General features: G+C 68.9%; 21 protein-coding genes and 2 tRNA genes. 12 read left to right on the top strand and 11 right to left on the bottom strand.

Annotated features, from left to right (window positions below):
• Positions 1–74 precede the first annotated feature (74 nt).
• On the top strand, positions 75–1,193 hold the full coding sequence (locus AC0NZQ_RS02955; protein WP_474528147.1) for an N-acetylmuramoyl-L-alanine amidase: 1,119 nt from the start codon (positions 75–77) through the stop codon (positions 1,191–1,193).
• A gap of 18 nt (positions 1,194–1,211) precedes the next feature.
• Here the strand turns inward: AC0NZQ_RS02955 and AC0NZQ_RS02950 are convergent, their stop codons facing one another.
• Positions 1,212–1,832: a GNAT family N-acetyltransferase gene (locus AC0NZQ_RS02950; RefSeq protein ID WP_474528146.1), complete on the bottom strand. Its 621-nt coding sequence runs from the start codon at positions 1,830–1,832 to the stop codon at positions 1,212–1,214.
• A gap of 9 nt (positions 1,833–1,841) precedes the next feature.
• Positions 1,842–3,059, bottom strand: coding sequence for a pyridoxal phosphate-dependent aminotransferase (locus AC0NZQ_RS02945; RefSeq protein ID WP_474528145.1), 1,218 nt, complete (start codon positions 3,057–3,059; stop codon positions 1,842–1,844).
• 128 nt (positions 3,060–3,187) lie between these two features.
• Between AC0NZQ_RS02945 and AC0NZQ_RS02940 the strand changes: the two genes are divergently transcribed.
• Positions 3,188–3,787, top strand: coding sequence for a nitroreductase family protein (locus AC0NZQ_RS02940; RefSeq protein ID WP_474528144.1), 600 nt, complete (start codon positions 3,188–3,190; stop codon positions 3,785–3,787).
• On the opposite strand, the gene AC0NZQ_RS02935 is transcribed toward AC0NZQ_RS02940, so the two are convergent.
• From AC0NZQ_RS02935 to rpmH, 8 genes are all read right to left on the bottom strand, one after another.
• Positions 3,766–4,812 carry a ParB/RepB/Spo0J family partition protein gene (locus AC0NZQ_RS02935; protein ID WP_474528143.1) on the bottom strand — a complete coding sequence of 349 codons (1,047 nt, stop codon included), beginning with the start codon at positions 4,810–4,812 and terminating at the stop codon, positions 3,766–3,768. The two genes, AC0NZQ_RS02940 and AC0NZQ_RS02935, sit on opposite strands and share 22 nt — an antisense overlap.
• The gene (locus AC0NZQ_RS02930) at positions 4,812–5,819 is read right to left on the bottom strand and encodes a ParA family protein (protein ID WP_474528142.1); all 1,008 of its coding nucleotides are present in this window, start codon (positions 5,817–5,819) and stop codon (positions 4,812–4,814) included. Before AC0NZQ_RS02930 ends, AC0NZQ_RS02935 begins: the two co-directional genes overlap by 1 nt.
• Complete coding sequence (rsmG, locus tag AC0NZQ_RS02925) at positions 5,816–6,457, bottom strand: 16S rRNA (guanine(527)-N(7))-methyltransferase RsmG (RefSeq protein ID WP_474528141.1); 642 nt, start codon at positions 6,455–6,457, stop codon at positions 5,816–5,818. The genes AC0NZQ_RS02930 and rsmG overlap by 4 nt, the downstream gene beginning before the upstream one ends.
• An 89-nt stretch (positions 6,458–6,546) precedes the next feature.
• A complete protein-coding gene (locus AC0NZQ_RS02920) occupies positions 6,547–7,068 on the bottom strand; it encodes a Jag family protein (protein WP_474528140.1) in 522 nt (173 codons plus the stop codon).
• A gap of 54 nt (positions 7,069–7,122) precedes the next feature.
• A complete protein-coding gene (yidC, locus tag AC0NZQ_RS02915; protein WP_474528139.1) occupies positions 7,123–8,259 on the bottom strand; it encodes a membrane protein insertase YidC in 1,137 nt (378 codons plus the stop codon).
• Positions 8,260–8,547 carry a membrane protein insertion efficiency factor YidD gene (yidD, locus tag AC0NZQ_RS02910; protein WP_474528138.1) on the bottom strand — a complete coding sequence of 96 codons (288 nt, stop codon included), beginning with the start codon at positions 8,545–8,547 and terminating at the stop codon, positions 8,260–8,262.
• Positions 8,544–8,894: a ribonuclease P protein component gene (rnpA, locus tag AC0NZQ_RS02905; RefSeq protein WP_474528137.1), complete on the bottom strand. Its 351-nt coding sequence runs from the start codon at positions 8,892–8,894 to the stop codon at positions 8,544–8,546. Before rnpA ends, yidD begins: the two co-directional genes overlap by 4 nt.
• Before the next feature lie 23 nt (positions 8,895–8,917).
• Positions 8,918–9,055 carry a 50S ribosomal protein L34 gene (gene rpmH / locus AC0NZQ_RS02900; RefSeq protein WP_474528136.1) on the bottom strand — a complete coding sequence of 46 codons (138 nt, stop codon included), beginning with the start codon at positions 9,053–9,055 and terminating at the stop codon, positions 8,918–8,920.
• A gap of 436 nt (positions 9,056–9,491) precedes the next feature.
• On the opposite strand from rpmH, the gene dnaA reads away from it, so the two are divergent.
• The 10 genes from dnaA to AC0NZQ_RS02850 all read left to right on the top strand — a co-directional run bounded on the left by dnaA (position 9,492) and on the right by AC0NZQ_RS02850 (position 20,679).
• On the top strand, positions 9,492–11,132 hold the full coding sequence (gene dnaA / locus AC0NZQ_RS02895; RefSeq protein ID WP_474528135.1) for a chromosomal replication initiator protein DnaA: 1,641 nt from the start codon (positions 9,492–9,494) through the stop codon (positions 11,130–11,132).
• A 451-nt stretch (positions 11,133–11,583) separates the two neighbouring features.
• Positions 11,584–12,726, top strand: coding sequence for a DNA polymerase III subunit beta (dnaN, locus tag AC0NZQ_RS02890; RefSeq protein WP_474528134.1), 1,143 nt, complete (start codon positions 11,584–11,586; stop codon positions 12,724–12,726).
• 11 nt (positions 12,727–12,737) lie between these two features.
• Positions 12,738–13,913, top strand: coding sequence for a DNA replication/repair protein RecF (gene recF, locus AC0NZQ_RS02885; RefSeq protein WP_474528133.1), 1,176 nt, complete (start codon positions 12,738–12,740; stop codon positions 13,911–13,913).
• Positions 13,914–14,049: 136 nt separating this feature from the next.
• On the top strand, positions 14,050–14,613 hold the full coding sequence (locus tag AC0NZQ_RS02880; protein WP_474528132.1) for a DciA family protein: 564 nt from the start codon (positions 14,050–14,052) through the stop codon (positions 14,611–14,613).
• A gap of 384 nt (positions 14,614–14,997) precedes the next feature.
• Positions 14,998–16,971, top strand: coding sequence for a DNA topoisomerase (ATP-hydrolyzing) subunit B (gene gyrB / locus AC0NZQ_RS02875; protein ID WP_474529405.1), 1,974 nt, complete (start codon positions 14,998–15,000; stop codon positions 16,969–16,971).
• A gap of 178 nt (positions 16,972–17,149) precedes the next feature.
• A complete protein-coding gene (gyrA, locus tag AC0NZQ_RS02870; protein ID WP_474528131.1) occupies positions 17,150–19,633 on the top strand; it encodes a DNA gyrase subunit A in 2,484 nt (827 codons plus the stop codon).
• A gap of 39 nt (positions 19,634–19,672) precedes the next feature.
• Positions 19,673–20,278 (top strand): DUF3566 domain-containing protein, encoded by a 606-nt coding sequence (locus AC0NZQ_RS02865; protein WP_474528130.1) that lies wholly within the window; start codon positions 19,673–19,675, stop codon positions 20,276–20,278.
• Between the two features lie 54 nt (positions 20,279–20,332).
• Positions 20,333–20,406 (top strand) — tRNA-Ile (locus tag AC0NZQ_RS02860).
• Positions 20,407–20,458: 52 nt separating this feature from the next.
• The gene (locus AC0NZQ_RS02855) at positions 20,459–20,590 is read left to right on the top strand and encodes a DLW-39 family protein (RefSeq protein WP_474528129.1); all 132 of its coding nucleotides are present in this window, start codon (positions 20,459–20,461) and stop codon (positions 20,588–20,590) included.
• Between the two features lie 16 nt (positions 20,591–20,606).
• Positions 20,607–20,679: transfer RNA gene (locus AC0NZQ_RS02850), tRNA-Ala, on the top strand.
• A 36-nt stretch (positions 20,680–20,715) separates the two neighbouring features.
• Here the strand turns inward: AC0NZQ_RS02850 and AC0NZQ_RS02845 are convergent.
• Positions 20,716–21,894 carry an EAL domain-containing protein gene (locus tag AC0NZQ_RS02845; protein WP_474528128.1) on the bottom strand — a complete coding sequence of 393 codons (1,179 nt, stop codon included), beginning with the start codon at positions 21,892–21,894 and terminating at the stop codon, positions 20,716–20,718.
• Positions 21,895–22,018 lie beyond the last annotated feature (124 nt).

The raw sequence follows: 22,018 nt of genomic DNA, 5'->3' as shown, positions 1-22,018 counted from the left end.
CTCCGTGAGGCAGAATGGTGGCCGGTATGTCTTCCATGTTTCCGCATGTTCACCGGCAGATTGGTCCTTCCTCGATGCAGCCCCTGCGACGCGGCATGACCGGCCGCGCCGTCGCCGAGGCGCGCTCGATGCTCGCGGGGATCGGGCTGCTCAACAACACCGACCCGGCCATGGCGGACGTCTTCGACGACCCGACCGAGCTGGCCGTCCGCCACTTCCAGCAGACGCGCGGCATCTCCGTCGACGGCGCGATCGGGGCGGAGACCTTCTCGGCGCTGACCAGGGCGCACTGGAAGCTGGGCGACCGCCCGCTGGCCCATGATCCCGGCCACCTGCTCACCGGGGACGACGTCACCGAATTGCAGACCCAGCTCATCGAGCTCGGTTTCGCCCTCGCCAAGGCCGACGGTGTCTTCGGCCCGGCCACCGCAGAGGCGCTGCGCGCCTTCCAGCGCGACTACGGGCTCATCGCCGACGGTCTCTGCGGGCCCGCGACCCTGCTGGCGCTCCGGCAGCTGGGGCGCCGCGTCGTCGGTGGCCGGCCGCAGCTGCTGCGGGACATGGCGGCGGTGGCCGAGGCCGGCCCGAGCCTGCTGGGCAAGCGGATCGTCATCGATGCCGGTCACGGCGGTACCGACACCGGCATCGTGGTTGACGGCATCGTCGAGGCCGACATCACCTGGGATGTCGCACACCGCCTCGAAGGACGGCTGCAGGCTCTCGGCGTCCAGGTCTGGCCCACCCGCGGCCCTGGCAGCGGTCCCAGCGAGGACGAGCGAGCCGCCTTCGCCAACGAGATCGGCGCAGACCTCGTCATCTCCCTCCACGTCGATGGCTGGTCCTCCCCCCGGGCCCACGGCATTGCGTCGTACCACTACGGTGCCGGTGAGTCGGCGTCGACGATCGGGGAGCGCCTCGCCGACCTGGCACAGCGTGAGCTGGTGGCCCGCACCGGCATGGGCGACAACCGGGTGCACGGCAAGACCTGGTCCTTGCTGCGGCTGACCCGGATGCCCGCCGTCCGGGTCGAGCTCGGCTACCTCACCTCGCGTGACGACCGGGCCCGGCTCACGGACACCCACTACCGCGACACCATGGCCGAAGCCCTGCTCGTCGCGGTCCAGCGGCTGTACCTGCCGAAGGCGGACGACCCGCCGACCGGCGTCATGCAGATCACCGCCACCGCCTCCTGACGGCTCCTCGCAGGCGCGTCAGTTCAGCTGCGCCGGGCGGGTCGGCCGCAGCGAGCCCACCAGCGCGTCCCACGCCGATTCGACGTCCTCCCGCCAGGTCACCGTCGAGCGCAGCTCCATGCGCAGCCGCGGCGTCGTCGGGTGCGCCCGCACCGTCCGGAAGCCGACGGCGAGCAGGAAGTCGACGGGGACGAGGCACGCCACCGGTCGGTGACGCCAGCCGAAGGCTTCGAGGGTCCGTACGTTGCGCCGGACGAGATCACGGGCCACGGCCTGGATCATCATCCGCCCGAGGCCCTCGCCGACATGGTCGTCCCGCACCCGCAATCGCGCCAGCACGACCGCGTCGGAGGCCGCCGGTGAGGTCGGGAAGGCAGCTGCGCCGGGAAGGTAGGCCGGGGGTGCGTAGAGCGCATGCGCGACCGGAACGCCTGCCACATAAGCGATCTGGCCACAGCTACCCCACTGCAGCAGCGTCTCCCCCAGCCAGTCGTCCACCCCGGCGCCGGGCCCGTCGGCCGGGGCCGTAGCCGTCGCCGCCGGACCGTGCGTCCAGAAACGGCACCGCGCGCACGGCTCCTGCAGGTCGGCCACGGTGTCGCGGGTCAGCGCGACAATGCGGCGTCCCGCCCCACCCATCCGGTCACCTCACAGATCGCCGCGATACGCGGCGAGGAAGGTGCCGAGGCGACCGATGGCGTCGGTGAGGTCGTCGGCTCGGGGCAGGGTCACGATCCGCAGATGATCGGTGTGCGGCCAGTTGAAGCCCGTGCCCTGGACGACGAGGACGTGCTGCTGGCGCAGGAACTCCAGCACGAATCTCTGGTCGTCGGCGATCGGGTACACCTCGGGATCGAGGCGGGGAAAGACGTAGAGCGCACCCTTCGGCTCGACGCAGGTCACGCCGGGGATTGCTCGCAGTGCCGTCACCGCCGCGTTGCGCTGATCCAGCAGCCGGCCTCCGGGCAAGATCAACTCGCGGATGCTCTGTCGCCCGCCGAGCGCGACCTGGACGGCGTGCTGCGCCGGGACGTTCGCACAGAGGCGCATGTTGGCCAGGATCGTGATGCCCTCCAGGTAGCTGGCGGCGTGGTGCTTGGGACCGCTCACCAGCATCCAGCCCGAGCGAAAGCCCGCGACGCGATACGCCTTCGAGAGGCCGTTGAACGTGAGGGTGAAGACGTCCGGCGCGAGCTTGGCGAAGGGCGTGTGGGTGGCGTCGTCGTAGAGGATCTTGTCGTAGATCTCGTCGGCCATGACGACGAGCTCGCGCTCTCGCGCGATCTCCGCGATCTGCAGCATCGTCTCGTTGCTGTAGACCGCCCCGGTGGGGTTGTTGGGGTTGATCACCACGAGGGCTTTCGTCCGCTCGGTGATCTTGGAGCGGAGATCGTCCAGATCGGGTTCCCACCCGGCCGACTCCTCGCAGCGGTAGTGGACAGCCCGTCCGCCGGCGAGCGCCGTCGATGCCGTCCAGAGCGGGTAATCCGGTGCGGGGATCAGCACCTCGTCACCGTCGTCGAGCATCGCCTGCAGGCTGAGGGTGATCAGCTCGCTCACACCGTTGCCGAGCCAGACATCGTCGACATCGACGGTGTCGATGCCGTGGGTCTGGTAGTGATGGACGACTGCCGTCCGCGCCGAGAGCAGGCCCTGCGAATCCGAGTACCCCTGCGCGTTCGGCAGGTTGCGGATGACGTCCACCAGGATCTCGTCCGGCGCCTCGAAGCCGAACGGTGCCGGGTTGCCGATGTTGAGCTTGGTGATGCGGCGGCCCTCCTCCTCGAGGCGCTTCGCCTCCTCCAGCACCGGGCCGCGAATGTCGTAGAGGACGTTGTCGAGCTTGCGACTTTGCGTGAGATCCACGTCGTCACGATTGCACATGGCCCCGGCGGCCTCCGAGCGATATCCGCGAGCGGAGCCGATGCGCTATCGGCGCCCACCGAACACCTCCGATGGGACCCGCGGGGACCGTCACCTGCCAGAGTGGGGCCATGGAGTTCGCCGAGGCGGTCCGTCGCCGCCGCATGGTCCGTTCCTACGACCCAGAACGGCCCGTGGACCGCAAAACGCTCAGTGTGCTGCTCAACCTCGCGAACAGGGCACCGTCTGCAGGGCACACCCCTGGTCGCGAATTCCTGGTGCTGGACGACATAACATCGCGGGAATCGTTCTGGTCGGCGACTTCGAGCGGCTCTCCGGACCGCTGGCTCACCGGAATGCGCACCGCGCCTGTGCTCGTGCTCTGCCTCGCCGACAAGTCGGCCTACCTGCGCCGGTACGCAGCACCGGACAAGGGCTGGTCAGCCGAGGACGAGAGCCGCTGGCCGGTCCCCTACTGGGATGTCGACACGGGCATGGCTGCCATGGTCCTGCTGCTGGCGGTTCAGGATCTAGGACTGGCTGCCTGCTTCTTCGGCGTGCCTGCTGACAAGCTGCCTACCGTGCACGAGGCGTTGCGGATCCCGGAGCGGCTGCGCATCGTCGGCGTGGTGAGCATCGGTCATGCCGCCGATGGCGATCGCTCTCGGCCCTCGCGGTCCGGCACTGGCCCGCTCCCCACCGTGGTGCACTACGGCGCGGTCGGGTCCTGACGCTTCCGCGCCACCTGCGGTGCCATGACGCCTACGATCCGTTCGAGATCGTCGATGGAGGCGAACTCGACGGTGATCCGCCCCTTGCGGCGTCCGATGTCGACCCGAACCCGGGTGTCGAAGACGTCCGACAGCTTGTGTGCGAGCTCGGTCGCAGCAGGCGCGGTGATCTTTGGCGACACCGTCCGCCTGGCTGGCTTGCCGCCGCCCTGCCGGGCCAGCGCTACCAGCTCCTCGGTCGCCCGGACCGAGAGTCCCTCGGCCACGATCCGCGCGGCCAGCTCGTCCTGCGCTTCAGGATCCTCCAGCGTGAGCAGCGCTCGTGCATGGCCGGCGGAGAGCACGCCGGCAGCGACCCGCCGCTGGACGGGAAGCGACAGGTTGAGCAACCGGATGGTGTTGGAGACCTGCGGCCGACTCCGGCCGATCCGGCTCGCCAGCTCGTCGTGCGTCACCCCGAACTCTTCCAGCAGCTGCTGGTAGGCGGCGGCCTCTTCCAACGGATTGAGCTGGGCCCGGTGGATGTTCTCCAGGAGTGCGTCGCGGAGCATCGCATCGTCGGAGGTGTCACGGACGATGGCGGGGATCGCCTCGAGCCCGGCGGCGGTCGCGGCTCGAAGGCGGCGCTCCCCCATCACCAGCTCGAAGCCCTCGTCGCCGTCGGGACGGACGACGATCGGCTGCAGAACGCCGAACTCGCGGATCGAATGGGTCAGCTCGATGAGCGCGTCCTCGTCGAAGACCTGCCGTGGCTGCTTCGCGTTGGCGTGGATCTGCTCCACCGGGATCTCGCGGAAGCTGGCGCCGGGAACGGGAAGCGGTGCCGTGGCATCTGCGATCGGCTCCGCCGTGGTGGTCTCCGCTGCGGCTGCGGCCGTCGAGCTGCCCTCCGCCGGTCGCGGGATGTCGCTGGGGCCGGGCACGCCGCCGGGCCGGGCGCCGTTCTCGGCTGGCGTCGCGGGCGCGGTCGGGATCAGCGAACCGAGACCACGCCCGAGACCACCACGCCGCTGCTTGTTGCTCATCAACTGCCCTCAGTGCTCTCGCTGCTCGCCGTGTCGGCAGTATCGCCACTGCCCGCGCTGGTCACACTACGGCCTCGCTCGGCGATCTCCCGTGCCGCCTCGAGGTACCCGACGGCCCCGCGCGAGCCGGCGTCATAGGTAATGACCGTCTGTCCGAAGCCCGGCGCCTCGGAGACGCGAACGTTGCGCGGGATCGTGGGGCTGAGGACGAGATCCCCGAAGTGGCTCCGTACCTCGTCGGCGACCTGGTCGGCGAGCCGGGTTCGGCTGTCGTACATCGTGAGCAGGACCGTGCTGACGCGAAGGTCCGGGTTCAGGTGTGACGTCACCAGATCGACGGTCTTGAGCAGTTGGGCCAAGCCCTCGAGGGCGTAGTACTCGCACTGGATCGGGATGAGCATCTCGTGGCCGGCAACGAGTGCGTTCAGGGTGAGCAACCCGAGCGACGGCGGGCAGTCGATGATGACGTAGTCGACGGGTTGCTCGTCACCAGCCTGATCGAGATAGGCGGTGACCGCTTTCTGCAGGCGGTACTCACGTGCGACCTGGCTCGTCAGCTCGATGTCCGCGCCGGCGAGGTCCAGAGTGGCCGGTACGCAGAGCAACGACGGCGCGAACTCTGTCGCGGTAGCGACCTCGGCGATCGGGATGCCACCCAGCAGGACGTCGTAGACCGACGGAGTTCCGACGCCGTGCTCGACACCAAGAGCGGTGCTGGCGTTGCCCTGCGGGTCGAGGTCGATGAGGAGTACCCGGAGCCCGTGCAGAGCCATGGCAGCGGCGATGTTGACTGCGCTGGTGGTCTTGCCGACGCCGCCCTTCTGGTTGGCGACTGTCATCACGCGGGTCCGCTCGGGGCGCGGCCACTGCTCCTGTCGTACGTTCATGACATGGACGGCCCGCTGGGCCTCACGTGCGATCGGGGTGTCGAAGACGGTTTCACGTGAAACGGCCGAGCCCTCGGTGGCGGTTTCACGTGAAACATCGGACGGTGACTCGTCGGTCATCGGCTCCTCCTCGTCGAACGTGCAGTGCGTACTGAAGCTGGACCCGGCCGACGCTGCACCGACACGACCCAGGTGTGATCACCGACGTCCTCGCCCCCCAGCTCCGTCAGCAGCGGGGGAGCGCCACCGTGCCGACGGATGGCGGTCTCGTGCTCCTCGATCTCGGCCGCAGCAGCAGCGCCCTTCAGGGCAAGCAGCCGACCGCCCGGAGCCAGCAGCGGCAGGCACCATCCCACCAACCGGTCGAGGGGGGCAACCGCCCGAGCAGTCACCCACTGCTGGCCAGACCACGAGCTTCGAATCTCTCGATCGTCAGCCCGCCCACGAACCACGGTGACGCGATCGGCCAGGCCCAGCTCTGTGACCGTCGCAGTGAGGAAGTCACAGCGGCGCTGCTTCGGCTCCATTAGCACGACCTGCAAGTCCGGACGCCGGAGTGCCATCGGGATGCCTGGCAATCCGGCGCCACTGCCGACATCCAGGACCGCCGCACCGGCCGGGACGAGGTCGGTGACCAGCGCGCAGTTCACCAGATGCCGGCTCCACAGCACCGGAACCTCACGTGGGCCGATCAGGCCATGCGAGACGCCATCGCCGGCCAGCAGCGCCGCATATCGCGACGCCGCCGCGAAGCCCACGCCGAAGAGCTGCCGGGCCGACTCCGGAGCTGGTGGCAGCTCCGTTCCGTTCGGAGCCCCACCAGTGCCAGCGTCATCGCCGGCGGGCGTCACCGCCCGGCGAGCACGACCACGCGGCGGTGCGGCTCCTCGCCCTCGGACTCGCTCATGACACCGTCGATCTCGGCGATGACGTCGTGCACGACCTTGCGCTCGAACGGGTTCATCGGGCTGAGCCGGCTCGGCTCTCCGGACTCGAGGACGCGACTCGCCGTCGTCCGAGCCAGCGCCTGCAGCTCCTCGCGCCGCGCCGCCCGGTGGCCGCTGATGTCGAGCATCAGCCGGCTGCGCACGCCGGTCTGCTGCTGCACCGCCAGCCGCGTCAGCTCCTGCAGCGCGTCCAGCGTCTCGCCACGCTGACCCACCAGCGGCTTGAGGTCGGTCCCGACGATCGCCACCGCGGCGCGGTCGTTCTCGACGTCGAGGTCGATGTCGCCGTCGTAGTCCACGATGTCGAGCAGCCGCTCGAGGTAATCGGCGGCGATGTCGCCCTCCTGCACCAGGAGGTTCTCCGGGGTCTCGGCCTCGGCAGCCTCGTCGACGGCAGGGGTCTCCACGTCGGTCTCGCTCACAGCTGATGGTCCTCTCGGATCGATGGTGGGCAGGCCCGAGCCTGCCCGCGGCGGCTAGCGCCGCTTCTTGGCCTGGGTGGGGCGCTTGGCCGGCGGCCGCTTCCCCCGCTGCGGTTTCTGACCCGGACGTGGGACAGAGCCACGTGCTGCCGATGCGCCGCTGGAGGAGTCGACCGAATCGTCAGCCGGTGCCTCCTTGGTGACACTCACCGTCGCCGTGCCGGACTTCGCTCCGCGCTGCGGCCGCTGGCCCACCTTGGGGGCCAGCGTCTTGCCGAGCTCACCGGTCGGGGCAGCAGTCTCGTCGGCAGGGGGATGGAACCTGATGATGTACGCCTGTTGGGCGAGGGTCCAGAGGTTGCTGGTGAACCAGTAGAGCAGCACGCCCAGCGGGAAGTTGAAGAGCAGACCGGAGGCGAGCACACCGAGCGGGATGATGTACATCATCAGCCGCTGCACGGTGGCCGCGGTGCCCTCGGGAGTGGTGGTGGCGTTGGCGCGCACCATCAGCTGGGTCACCAGCGTGGCCGCCGCACTGATCAGCAGCAGCGGCAGGATCACCGCACGAGCGGTGCCCTGGTCACCGCCCAGTCGCATGACGACCTCGGCGCTGTCCCGGAAGGACGCAGCCAGCGGAGCACCGAACAGATCGGCTTTGGCACCATCGCAGGTCTGCTGGGGCGTGAAGCTGTAGAGCGACAGCAGGTGGGAAGGCCCCGGCTTACCGTTGGCCTCGTTACATAACGTGGCAGCAACCCTCTTGCCGGCGATCGTGATGAACCGTGGCTTGCCCGCGGCGTCGGTCAGCTGCGCGGCCGAATTCGCCAGGTGGCGCAGCGAGTGATATAGGCCGATGAAGACGGGGATCTGCAGCAACATCGGCAGACAGCCGGAGAGAGGGTTGAAGCCCTCCTCCTGCTGGAACTTCATCAGCTGGCGGTTCATCTCCGCTTTGTCGTTCTTGTACTTCTCGCGGATCTTCGCCAGCTTCGGCTGCATCTTCTGCATGTTCCGCTGGTAGTGAACCTGCTTCACGAAGAGGCGGAAGAGCAGCAACCGGGCGGTGATGACGAGAAAGACGATGGAGAGGACCCATCCCAGACCACTTGTCTCGCTGAAGCCGAGCAGCACGAAGAGGTCGTGCCAGCGCAGCAGCACCCACGAGACTGCGGTGTACAAGAAGTCAAGCACTCAACTACTCCTCGGGGGCGGGACGGGATCGAAGCCGCCTCGGTGGAAGGGGTGACAGCGCAACAGCCGGCGGCCCGCGAGCCAGAGGCCGCGCCACGCACCGTGGAGCGCGATCGCGTCCTGGGCGTACTCACTGCAACTGGGCTGATAGCGACACACCGGCGGCCGGAGTGGACTGATCGCCGACCGGTAGAAGCCGATGGCGCCGAGGAGCAGTCGCACGACCGGATGACGCCCCGGCGGCGCGTCCCGGCTGACAGCAACCGACCCCTCGGCGACCCCGGTCATCGCGGCGCGAGCCGCGTCAACGCAGCGTCCAGGTCGCGACGCAGTGACGTCGACTCAGCCGCCGCCGCCACCGGGAGCGCCCGGACCACCGTGCTGCTCCCCGCCGGCAACCGCACGAGCATCGGGCGCAGCTGCTCCCGGAGTCGCCGCGAGACCCGATGCCGGATCACGCTGCCACCGACAGCCTTGCTCACCACCAGACCTACGCGGGCGGGCCGGTCGGACTCCGACGGCCCCGCACCGGCGAGATGATGCACCACGATGCTGCCGTGACGGGCTCGCCGACCGTCGCGGACGACCGCACCGAAGTCAGCGGCGCGGGTCAGACGATGAGCGGACGGCAACACCGGACGTTCGGAGGTGCCGGGGCTCAGGCCGAGAGCTTGCTGCGGCCCTTGGTGCGCCGAGCCGAGATGATGGCGCGGCCCGCACGGGTGCGCATGCGCAGCCGGAAGCCGTGCACCTTGGCGCGGCGGCGGTTGTTCGGCTGGAAGGTGCGCTTACTCACGGTCGGGCTCCATAGATCGGCAAGTCGGTCGAGCAGAACGAGCGCGGACATGGGTCAGCGCGTTCGCATACGTCTCGACCAAGGTACGGATCGGCCCGGACCCGGGTCAAACTCACCCACCCCCGGCCGCGGAAACACCCGCTTCGGCGGGCGGCGAATCGACGACCATAAGGGGGCATCCCCGTGAACCGGCGGCGACACGCCGGTCCCTATTGTGGTCCCGCGGAAGCCGCTGTTAGGTTCCTCCACCGTGTCGCCCGCCAGAGGGGTGGCGCGGGGCCGGGACCCGAGGCAGGGTCACCGGACACAGCTGTATTCACAACCTGTGGACAAGGTTGTGGATGTCGGCGGATCGGGGGGATGTGACAAGCTCGATCCTTCGCCGTCCGCGGCGAGGTGACCGGGACGTCACACTTCCGTACAGCACCGCGACACCGTGACACCTGGAGTGAACCCGCACGTGGACGACACCGCCGAACTCGTGGCCGCCTGGAACCGGATCAGGCCCAGGTTCGACGATCCGGGAATCTCGCCCCAGCACAAGGCCTGGCTCAATCTCACCCGGCCCATCGGCCTGGTCGAGGGGACCGCCCTGCTCGCCGCGCCGAGCTCCTTCGCCAAGGACTTCCTCGAGAACCGGCTCCGACCGCTCATCGCCTCGATGCTCAGCGACGACCTCGGACGCGACATCCAAGTCGCCGTCACGATCGCCGAGGCCAAGGCTGCCTCGGGCGAGGACCAGTCGGCTCGACGCGACACCCGTGACACGAACGACCTGGCCGCCAACCGTGCCGGCTTCGATCAGCGCGACCACCGCTCGGGCTCCGGATACGACGCCGTCGACCCCGGTTACGGCACTGACCCGCACGGCTTCGACGGCGGCCCCGAGTCCTCCTACGACGGTGACGACTCCGGGTACGGGGCTCGTCGCCCGGACGGAGCCATGCCCTACGGCGGACCGCGCTCGGATCAGTCCGCCCGCCGAGGCGGCCACGACGCTCCGGGATACCACCCCAGGCACTCCGACGACGAACGACCGTCGGAGTCGCGGCTGAACCCGAAGTACACCCTCGACACCTTCGTCATCGGCTCCGGCAACCGCTTCACCCACGCCGCGGCGGTGGCCGTCGCCGAGGCGCCGGCTCGCGCGTACAACCCACTCTTCATCTACGGCGACTCCGGCCTCGGCAAGACGCACCTGCTCCACGCCATCGGTCACTACGCCCAGCGACTCCAGCCGGGACTGCGCACGAGATACGTCTCGAGCGAGGAGTTCACGAACGACTTCATCAACTCCGTCCGCGACGACAAGATGCAGGCCTTCCAGAACCGGTACCGGTCGGTCGATCTGCTCCTCATCGACGACATCCAGTTCCTGGAACGCGCCGAGCGGACCCAGGAGGAGTTCTTCCACACCTTCAACACCCTGCACAACCAGAGCAAGCAGATCGTCATCAGCTCGGACAAGTCGCCACGGCAGCTCAGCTCGTTGGAGGACCGTCTGCGCACCCGCTTCGAGTGGGGCCTCATCAGCGACGTCCAGGCACCGGACCTCGAGACCCGCATCGCGATCCTGCGCAAGAAGGCCGCTCAGGAAGGCATGAGCCCGCCGCCGGAGGTGCTGGAGTACATCGCCTCGCGGGTGCAGAGCAACATCCGAGAGCTCGAAGGCGCCCTCATCCGCGTGACGGCCTTCGCCAACCTGAACCGACAGCCGGTCGAGATCGGCCTGGCCGAGATGATCCTCAAGGACCTCGTGGCCGAGAACGACGCCCCCGAGATCCAGGCGACGACGATCATGGCTGTCACCGCCGAGTACTTCAACATCTCCCTGGACGACCTGACGGGCAGCTCGCGCAGCCGCACCCTCGTCAGTGCCCGCCAGATGGCGATGTACCTCTGCCGTGAGCTCACCGAGCTCTCGCTGCCCAAGATCGGCGAGCGCTTCGGCGGCCGCGACCACACCACGGTCATGCACGCCGAGCGCAAGATCCGGGCGCAGATGAAGGAGAAGCACTCCATCTACAACCAGATCAGCGAGCTCACCAACCGGATCCGGACGAGAGCACGCTCGTGATCACCGCTCGACCGGTGTCGGTGGCACCCTCGGCGACGCCTTCCGGGATGCCCTCGGTGACGCCGTCCCGCAGCATCCGTGCCGGTGTACACAATGTGGGTAGCGCTGTGGACAACGGCGATGCTCGTGTGGACGCCCGGGGGCGAGGGATCTGTGTCCCCGGGACGATCGGTCGCCCGGGGGTGACGGTCCGGCGTCCATCCACAGCCGCCAGGCTGACGCAGGCTAACGTTTACGGGGCGTCGACGTGGTTGTCCCCGGGATCCACAGCTGCGAAGACGACAGACGAGGATTCATTCTTCACTGGAGAGAACGACAAGAGCTGTTGCCCGGGGATTCCCGGGGACAAGCGATCCGCGTTACCCGGTGCGGCATCATCACTAACCCATCCGCGAGAACTGGGAGAACCAGCGACAGCGGACCACAGCCCGACGACGAGTAGGTGTGAACCGTGAAGTTCCGGGTCGAACGCGACGCCCTGGCCGATGCCGTCACCTGGGCGGCGCGCAGCCTCGCCAGCCGGCCGACGCTCCCCGTGCTGGCGGGCCTGCTGCTGCAGGTCGACGGCGAGCAGCTCTCGGTCTCGGGATTCGACCTGGAGGCCTCCACCGAGGTCGACCTGCCGGTGACCGCCGGTGAGTCAGGCAGCGCCCTCGTCTCCGGACGCCTCCTCGCCGACATCACCCGTGCCCTGCCGCCGCACCCGGTCGACGTCACGGTCGACGGTTCGCGGCTCTCCATCACCTGTGGCTCGGCGCGCTTCAGCCTGCCGGGGATGCCGGTCGACGACTACCCCAAGCTCCCCGTCATGCCGACGACCGCCGGCACCGTCGACGGAGCCGAGTTCGCCGCGGCCGTCGCCCAGGTCGCCATCGCCGCCGGCCGGGACGACACCCTGCCGATGCTCACCGGTGTCCGTCTCGAGATCGACGGCGATCGCCTCACCCTCGCTGCCACCGACCGCTACCGTCTCGCCGTCCGGGAGCTGGGCTGGCAGCCCGGTGACCCGAGCGCGGCCGCCGCGCAGGTGCTCGTGCCGGCCAAGACCCTCGCCGATGCCGCCAAGAGCCTCTCGCACAGTGAGTCGCTCACCATCTCGCTCTCCGCCGGCGGCTCCGGCGAGGGCATCATCGGCTTCTCCGGCACCACCAACGGCCGCGCCAGCCGCGCCACCACCCGCCTGCTCGACGCCACCTTCCCCGCCTACCGGTCGCTGCTGCCGAACGAGTGGGCCTCCAGCGCGGAGCTGGCCGTCGCCCCGTTGGTCGAGGCTGTCCGCCGTGTCGCGCTCGTCGCCGACCGGAACGCACCGGTGCGGATGGAGTTCGCCGACAGCGCCGTCTCCCTCACCGCCGGCGGCGACGACGAGGGCCGCGCCGAGGAACAGCTCGAGGTGAGCTACGACGGCGACGGCATCGTCACCGCCTTCAACCCGCAGTTCCTGCTCGACGGCCTCAGCGCGCTCTCCAGCTCGACCGCGCGCCTGCTCTTCACCTCGTCGACGAAGCCTGTGGTGCTGCGTCCCGCGGATGCCGCCGAGGCCGACAACCCCGAGTACACCTACCTGATCATGCCGGTCCGGCTGCCGGGCTGACGTCGGCGCCGGTGCACGTCCGACATCTCTCCGTCGCCGACTTCCGCAGCTGGAGTTCGGCCGAGGTCGAGTTCGAGCCCGGCCCGGTGGCGCTCGTCGGGGCCAACGGGCAGGGGAAGACGAACCTGGTCGAGGCCCTGGGTTATCTCGCCACTCTCGGCAGTCACCGGGTCGCCGCCGACGCCCCGCTGATCCGCAGCGGCGCCGAACGGGCCATCGCGCGCGCCGCGGTGGTAGCGGACGACCGCGAGCTGCGGGTGGAGGTGGAGATCGTCACCGGTCGGGCCAACCGGGCGCGGCTCAACGGCTCCCCCGTGACCCGGCCCCGCGACATCCTCGGTGTGCTGCGCACCGTCCTCTTCGCCCCCGAGGATCTGCACATCGTCCGGGGTGACCCCTCCGAGCGTCGACGTTTCCTCGACGATCTCGTGGTGGCCCGCTCGCCTCGGATGGCCGGCGTCCGCTCCGACTACGACCGGGTTCTCAAGCAGCGGGCAGCGCTGCTCAAGAGCGCCGGCGGCCGCCGCGGACCGGTGCGCAGCGGCGACCTGTCGACCCTCGATGTCTGGGACGGGCACCTCGCCGAGCACGGCGCGACCCTGCTGCATGCCCGGCTCAGGACCCTCCGTGGGCTCCGACCACATCTGACCGAGGCCTACGCGCGGGTCGCGCCGGCCAGCGCGCCACTCGGAGCCCGCTACTCCGGCAGCCTGCTGACGACCATCCCCGGTCTGGACGACCCCGACTCCGACGACCCGGCAACGGTGCCGGCCGTCGCCGAACTCCGCGCGGCGCTGCTGGAGCAGCTGGCGGAGTCCCGCCAGGCGGAGTTGGATCGAGGCGTGAACCTCGTCGGCCCGCACCGCGACGATGTCGAGCTCACCCTCGGCGAGCTCGCGGTGAAGGGGTACGCAAGCCATGGCGAGGGGTGGTCGGCCGCGCTCGCCCTGCGCCTCGGCAGCTACGAGCTGCTCCGGTCCGACGCGCTCCCCGGCGGGGACCCCGTCCTGATCCTGGACGATGTCTTCGCCGAACTCGACGTGAGCCGGCGCGAACACCTGGCGGTGGTCGCGGCCGGCGCCGAGCAGGCCATCGTCACCGGGGCGGTGCCGGGCGACGTTCCGGATGTGCTGCGCGCAGCCCGATTCGACGTCGCGGACGGGCAGGTGACCCGTGTCGCGAGCTGAGGACGGCCGAGCGCTCTCGCGCAAGTTATCCACAGAGCCCGGTGGAAAACCACCTCACTCTGTGGATCAACCGGAGGTCGAGCCTCGTCCGAACCGGGCAGAAGTGGCACCGGTCACCGCTGCGGACGATCCGCCTGTGGACAACCCCGGTGAGACGAGCGACGACACCACGGACGACCTCGCCGCCGCGGTCCTCGCCGGGGCACGCTCCACAGCGCGGAATCGACCGCGACGCTTCGACCGGGAGACGCGTAATCGCATCCGTCGCGAGAACCTCGGCGGCCGCGCGGACGAGGCGGGACGCAACCGCTCTGGGTTCTCCGGCCCCGGTGCCGATCCGGCACGCGATCCCCACCGGATCGGCGGGCTGCTCGGCGGCTTCGTCGCCGAGCAGGGATGGGATCGGCCGCTGGCCGAAGCTCGGGTCTTCGCCGACTGGGATCAGCTCGTGGGTCCGGACATCGCCGCCCACGCACACCCGCAGTCGCTGGTCGCGGGTGAGCTGCGGATCGCCGCCGAGTCAACGGCCTGGGCGACGCAGCTGCGGCTGCTCTCGTCGCGGGTCCTGGCGCGCCTCGTCGCCGAGCTGGGGCCCCAGGTCGTCACCAAGCTCATCATCAGCGGTCCGACCGCGCCGAGCTGGAAGCACGGCGGCCGTTCGGTGCGTGGCCACCGCGGTCCGCGTGACACCTACGGCTGACACTATGGCTGACACCTGCGACTGACGCCTCATCGACCGCAGAGAGTCCGTCCGTCTCCCCGACGTGGGATCCCTGCCGGACAGGGGCGCCGATGGCTCTGCGTGCCCCTCAGCCCGCGTGGCGAAGAGATGCGGCAACGGTTTGGGCTAGACTGGAGTCATCTGCGGGGTGTGCGACCGGCCGAGTGGTAGCGGTCTGGCACCCCGTTCGCATGAGTCATGTGTCGCCGCCGCTGCGGCGAGGAAAGGTCGATCGTGACCAGTTCCGCTTCGGAACCCCAGGACGACAGCACCCCCGAGACGCAGCCTGATGCCGCAGCCGCGCCCAAGGCGCCGGCCAAGAGCCCGGCCAAGGGGGCGAAGAGCGCCTACACCGGCAGCTCGATCACCGTCCTCGAGGGCCTGGAGGCGGTGCGCAAGCGCCCCGGCATGTACATCGGGTCGACTTCCGCCCGCGGCCTGCACCACCTCGTCTGGGAGGTCGTCGACAACTCCGTCGACGAGGCCCTCGGTGGCCACGCGGACCGCATCGAGGTCACCCTGCTCGCCGATGGCGGCGTCCGGGTCAAGGACAACGGCCGCGGCATGCCGGTCGACATGCACCCGACCCAGAAGAAGCCGGCGGTCGAGGTCATCCTCACCGTGCTGCACGCGGGCGGAAAGTTCGACGGCAAGGCCTACGCGGTCTCCGGTGGTCTGCACGGCGTGGGTGTCTCCGTCGTCAACGCGCTGAGCCACCGTCTCGAGGTCGAGATCGAGCGCGACGGCTTCGTCTGGTCGCAGCCCTACGTCGACCAGAAGCCCGCGGCGCCGCTGCACAAGGGTGAGGCGAGCAAGAAGCACGGCACCACCGTCAGCTTCTGGGCCGACCCGGCCATCTTCGAGACCACCGAGTACGACTTCGAGACCATCCGGCGCCGCATCCAGGAGTACGCCTTCCTGAACAAGGGCCTCACCATCGTCCTGCGTGACGAGCGGGTCGAGAAGATCGTGGACGAGGACGACAGCGCGGTCGGCTCGGCCGAGGCGAAGGTTGCGCCGAAGAAGGTCCGCGAGATCACCTACTGCTACGAGAACGGCATCGCCGACTTCGTCAAGCACATCAACCGGACCACGGACAAGGAAGCGATCCACAAGGACGTCATCTACTTCGCGCAGGAGGACACCGAGAAGGCGCTCTCGGTCGAGATCGCGATGCAGTGGAACAAGTCCTTCTCCGAGAGCGTGCACACCTTCGCCAACACGATCGCGACGATCGAGGGCGGCACCCACGAAGAGGGCTTCCGCGCCGCGTTGACCAACGTCGTCAACAAGTGGGCAATCGAGAAGAAGATGGTGAAGGACTCCAAGGAGGAGCGCCTCACCGGCGACGACATCCGTGAGGGCCTGGCCGCGATCATCTCGATCAAGCTCGGCGAGCCGCAGTTCGAGGGTCAGACCAAGACCAAGCTCGGCAACTCGGCGGCCAAGACCTTCGTGCAGTCGGTGAGTAACCAGTGGCTCGAGGACTGGTTCAACCGCAACCCCACCGAGGCCAAGACCATCGTCACGAAGATGACGCAGGCGGCCCGGGCACGGAAGGCGGCGCAGCAGGCGCGGAAGCTGGCCCGCAAGAACGCTCTCGACACGTTCGGCATGCCGGGCAAGCTCGCCGACTGCCGCTCTACCGATCCGGTGCAGAGCGAGCTCTACATCGTGGAGGGTGACTCGGCCGGCGGTTCGGCGAAGTCCTGCCGCGACTCGCAGTTCCAGGCGATCCTGCCCATCCGCGGCAAGATCATCAACGTCGAGAAGTCGCGCATCGACCGCGTCCTGAAGAACAACGAGGTCCAGTCGCTCATCACGGCGATGGGCACCGGCATCCACGACGACTTCGATCTGACCAAGCTTCGGTATCACAAGATCGTCCTGATGGCCGACGCCGACGTCGACGGCCAGCACATCACCACGCTGCTGCTGACGCTGCTCTTCCGCTTCATGCGTCCGCTGATCGAGAACAACCACGTCTACCTCGCCGCTCCGCCGCTCTACAAGATCAAGTGGACCAAGGGCGAAGCCAGCTACGTCTACTCCGACAAGGAGCGCGACGCGGTGATCAAGGACGGTCTCGAGAACGGCCGCAAGCTCCCCAAGGACGAGACCGAGCGGATCCAGCGCTACAAGGGTCTCGGCGAGATGAACGCCAAGGAGCTGTGGGAGACGACGATGGATCCGTCCAACCGGATCCTGCGTCTGGTCACCCTCGACGACGCCGCCACCGCCGACGAGCTCTTCAGCGTCCTCATGGGTGAGGACGTCGAGGCCCGTCGGTCGTTCATCATCCGCAACGCGAAAGACGTGCGGTTCCTTGACATCTAGTCGGGCGGCGCAGGCCGGGCAGGCCTCGTCGCTCACCCGCCCCTCGCTTCGCTCGGGGGGCCAGTCCCGACCATGTTCGCGACGAGGCCGGTCCGCCCTGCGCCTTCGCCGTGGTCACCCCGCCGCGTTCCGGACGACATCTGTCCGGCGCGCTTCGAGTTGGAAGTTGGCGTAAGACATGACTGACATCACCGAGCCGCCGAGCTTCGATCGGATCGAACCGGTCGACATCCAGACCGAGATGCAGCGGTCCTACATCGACTATGCGATGTCGGTGATCGTGGGGCGCGCGCTGCCGGACGTCCGCGACGGCCTCAAGCCGGTGCACCGCAAGATCCTCTACGGCATGTACGACTCGGGCTTCCGGCCCGACCGCGGCTACGTCAAGTGTGGCCGCGTCGTCGGCGACGTCATGGGCAACTACCACCCGCACGGCGACTCGGCGCTCTACGACGCCCTCGTCCGGATGGCGCAGCCCTGGTCGCTGCGCTACCCGCTCATCGACCCGCAGGGCAACTTCGGCTCGCCGGGCAACGACCCGGCCGCCGCGTACCGCTACACCGAGTGCCGGCTGCAGCAGCTGGCCATGGCGCTGCTGCAGGACATCGACGAGGAGACCGTCGACTTCGTCCCGAACTACGCCGGCAACACCACCGAGCCGGTCATCCTGCCGGCGCGGTTCCCGAACCTGCTCGTCAACGGCTCCGAAGGCATCGCCGTCGGCATGGCGACGCGCATCCCGCCGCACAACCTGCGTGAGGTCGCCGCCGGCGTCACCTACGCCCTCGATCACCCCGACGCCACGGAGACCGAGCTGCTCGAGAAGCTCATCGAGCTCATCCCCGGCCCGGACTTCCCGACCAAGGGCCTCATTGTCGGCCGCGACGGCATCGAGGACGCCTACCGCACCGGTCGCGGCTCGATCCGGATGCGCGCCGTCGTCGAGGTGGAGGAGGACGAGAAGCGGGGCGGCGGCACCCAGCTCGTCGTCACCGAGCTGCCGTACCAGGTCAACCCCGACAACCTCGTCGAGTCCATCGCGCAGCTGGTGAAGGACGGCAAGCTCGCCGGCATCCGCGCCATCGAGAACCACAGCTCCGACCGCATCGGCATGCGCCTGGTCATCAAGCTCTCGCGCGACGCCGTGGCCAAGGTCGTCCTCAACAACCTCTACAAGCACACTCAGCTGCAGACGACCTTCGGCGCCAACATGCTCGCCATCGTCGACGGTGTGCCGCGCACGCTGCGGATCGACCAGTTCGTCTCGCACTACGTCGACCACCAGGTCGAGGTCATCGTCCGGCGGACCCGCTACCGGCTGCGCAAGGCCGAGGAGCGCGCGCACATCCTGCGGGCGCTGCTGAAGGCGCTGGACCAGCTCGACGCCGTCATCGCCCTCATCCGCAGCGCACCGTCGGCCGACGACGCCCGCAGCGGCCTGATGGAGCTGCTGGAGATCGACGAGATCCAGGCGCTCGCCATCCTCGACCTGCAGCTGCGTCGCCTAGCCGCTCTGGAGCGGCAGCGCATCATCGACGAGGCCGCGGAGATCGAGGCCAAGATCGCCGACCTCAACGACATCCTGGCCAAGCCCGGCCGGCAGCGGCAGATCATCCGCGACGAGATGAACGAGATCGTCGACAAGTACGGCGACGAGCGGCGTACCAAGATCATCCCGCACGACGGGGACGTCTCGATGGAAGACCTCATCGCCCGCGAGGACGTCGTCATCACCATCACCCGCACCGGCTACGCCAAGCGCACCAAGACCGACCTCTACCGCTCGCAGAAGCGAGGCGGCAAGGGCGTCCAGGGCGCGGCGCTGCGGCAGGAAGACATCGTCCAGCACTTCTTCGTCACCTCCACGCACGACTGGATCCTCTTCTTCACCAACAAGGGCCGGGTCTACCGCGCCAAGGCCTACGAGCTGCCCGAGGCCAACCGCAACGCCCGAGGCCAGCACGTCGCGAACCTGCTGGCCTTCCAGCCGGACGAGGAGATCGCCGAGGTCATCACCCTCAAGAACTACGAGGTCGCGCCGTACCTGGTGCTGGCGACCAAGCACGGCCTGGTCAAGAAGACCAAGCTCACCGACTTCGACTCCAACCGCAGCGGCGGCATCGTCGCCATCAACCTGCGCGCCGACGACGAGCTCATCGACGCGGCGCTGCTGTCGGCCGAGCAGGATCTGCTGCTGGTGAGCCGCAAGGCGATGTCCATCCGCTTCACCGCCGACGACGACGCCCTGCGGCCGATGGGACGCGCTACCTCCGGCGTCTTCGGCATGCGCTTCAACGACGGTGACGAACTTCTCGCCATGGAGGTCGTGCACGACGAGAACGCCGAAATCTTGGTCGCCACTGAGGGTGGATACGCCAAGCGGACGCGCGTCGAGGAGTATCCGGTGCAAGGCCGAGGGGGCAAGGGTGTCCTCACCGCGCGTATCGTGTCGACCAGAGGTGGGCTCGTCGGTGCAGTTGCCGTCGGGCCGAAGGACGAGATCTACGCCATCACCTCGGATGGTGTGGTGATCCGTACGAAGGCGTCCGAGGTTCGCCGGGCACAGCGCCAGACGATGGGCGTGCGCTTGATGAATCTGCCCGATGGTGTGAACGTGGTTGCGGTTGCACGCAACGCGGACGAGCCGGAGGAGCAGGACTAGCGCCACCGGTCCGACGCATGTGAAGGGATGACAACGCAGATGTCGCAGTCGCCTAGCTCGGGCAGCAACCCCGGTTACGGCTCGGCCCCGGTGGCGCAGAACCCGGCGTTCGGTGGGTCGGTCCAGGCCGACGCACCGACGGGGACGATCCCGCCGCTGGTCACCGGCAGCGCCTTCCCGCAGGCGGCACCCGCGGCCGCGTCGAGCGAGGCCGTGACGACGCAGACCCCGCGGGGCAACGGCAACGGGGCTGCGGCGAAGCAGTCGTCGCGGGCGAAGACGAGCCGATCCCGTGGTCCGCGCCGCGCGAGACTGCAGCTGCGGCACATCAATCCGTGGACCGTGCTGAAGTTCTCCTGCGTGCTGTCGATCGCGCTCTTCTTCGTCTGGCTGATCGTCGTCGGCGTGCTCTTCGGCGTGCTGGACGCCGCCGGCATCATCGGCAAGATCAACGACACCGTGGTGCAGCTCAACGGTCCCGGCTCGGACGCCCCGGTCACCGCCGGCGTCGTCTTCGGCGGGGCAGCGATCATCGGCGTCGTGAACATCGTGCTCTTCATCGCCCTCAGCACCATCGGCTCGGTGGTCTACAACCTCTGCGCCGATCTGGTGGGCGGGGTCGAGATCACGCTCTCCGAGCGGTGACGCCGGTACCGGTGTAAGACCGGTGGTGACGTCCGGATAGGATTGTCACAACGCGGGCCTGTAGCTCAGGCGGTTAGAGCGCATCCCTGATAAGGATGAGGCCGGAGGTTCAAGTCCTCCCAGGCCCACCCCGCGGCGGCACCTCGACACAGAGGTGTCGTGGTCGCGTACGGTGAGGGCGTGCGACCGACAAAGCCGCTTCTCGTCCTCGCCGCCGTCGTCGCGGCTGCGGCCGCCACAGCCCGGCGGCGGCAAGCGCACTCCGACACGGAGGCGCTGTGGCGGGAGGCGACGGCCGACGCCTCGCAGTAGTTCCGCCGCAGTACCCGGGGACGTAGCTCAATTGGCAGAGCACCGCCTTTGCAAGGCGGGGGTTGAGAGTTCGATTCTCTTCGTCTCCACTGGATCCGCCGAATGGCTGCCCGTACTCGCTCGCCTCAGCGCTGCGCGAGATGCGTCATCAGGCGCTCGATCCGCAGGATTCCCAGGCAGCGCCCCGCCGCGTCGGTGCAGACCAGCGGGCTAAACCGGGTCGCTCGCGGGCGGACCAGCGCCCGCGAGACAGCGTCCGCGACCGGCGTGTCGATGCTGACGGCCAGGGCCTCGGCCGCCTCCCAGGAGGTGGCACCGCCCTGCTCGAGCAGGGAAACCGGCCGATCGAACTCGTCCACCACGACCACGACGTCGAAGCCCGAGGTCTCGGGCAGCACCGCGCTGGCCGCGAAGGCATCGCGAGTCGTGTAGGCGGGCTGCATCAGCGATCGCAGCACTCCGTCGCCCGTGGCCTGCGCCTGCGGCAGGGCCGCCGTCGCGTTCAGCTCCACCGACGGCCAGAACTCCCGGGCCTCACCGATGAGCGGACCCTGGGCCAGCGGAACCCCGAGGCCGGCCAGGGCGCGCAGTTCGGCGGTGGCGACAACCCCCTCGGCGAGGACCCAGGCGTCCAACTGCCCCGCCAGCTGCCCGATGACCTCGATCGCGGACCGTTTGGACTCCGAACGGTCGACGCCACGCACCCAGTCGCGACCGAGACGCAGGATCGCCGGCTTGAGCCGCACGATGCTCGACAGCTCCGGCTGCGAGGAGCCGTGCCCGCCCACCGAGATGAGAGCGCCGTTGTCCCGGTGCTGGGCGAGGACGTACTCGAGGTCCCCCACCGGCGTCGTGCTGTCGAAGTCGCTGATGTCCAGGACGATGCCGCGGAGGCTGCCGAACGAACCAAGCACTTCGCGTACCGGCCGGGAGGCCACCAGCCGAGCCGGTACCGGGAGGGTGAGGAAGGTGTTTCGTGGCAGCGTCTTCACGGCAGCGAGGGCGATGCCGAGGGCCCGCGCGACGAGTCCGCCGTCAGCGGCGTCGTCAGCGGAGGGTGAGAACGAGGAGACATCGAACTCACGCGGATCGAACTCGAGCTCGCCGGTCGGGATACCGCTGACCGGCTCGTTCCTGTCGAACAGCAGCTCCGGGCGGGCATCCGGCGTGACGTCGCCACCGTCGGTGTCGTAGTCGGCGTCAACCAGTGCGAATTGGGACTGGTAGCCAGCGGCGATACCCCGGGCGACGTCGAGGATGGGGAGGTACTCCACTCCGACGCCAGGGCTGACTGCGCTCGCCATCTCCCCGCTCTCCCCTACGGGTCTGCGCCGGACAAGGTGGTTCGTCCAGACGGTCATGCGCTGACCCCTGACCGGGCCAGGCTATCGCCGAGCGAGTGCCCAAGACGGGCCTCGAGCGTGGCGG

It is taken from the genome of Jatrophihabitans sp. sgz311053 (assembly GCF_056135305.1).
Note: the sequence above shows the minus strand (reverse complement) of the source record. Positions and strands in the feature narration are given on the sequence as shown.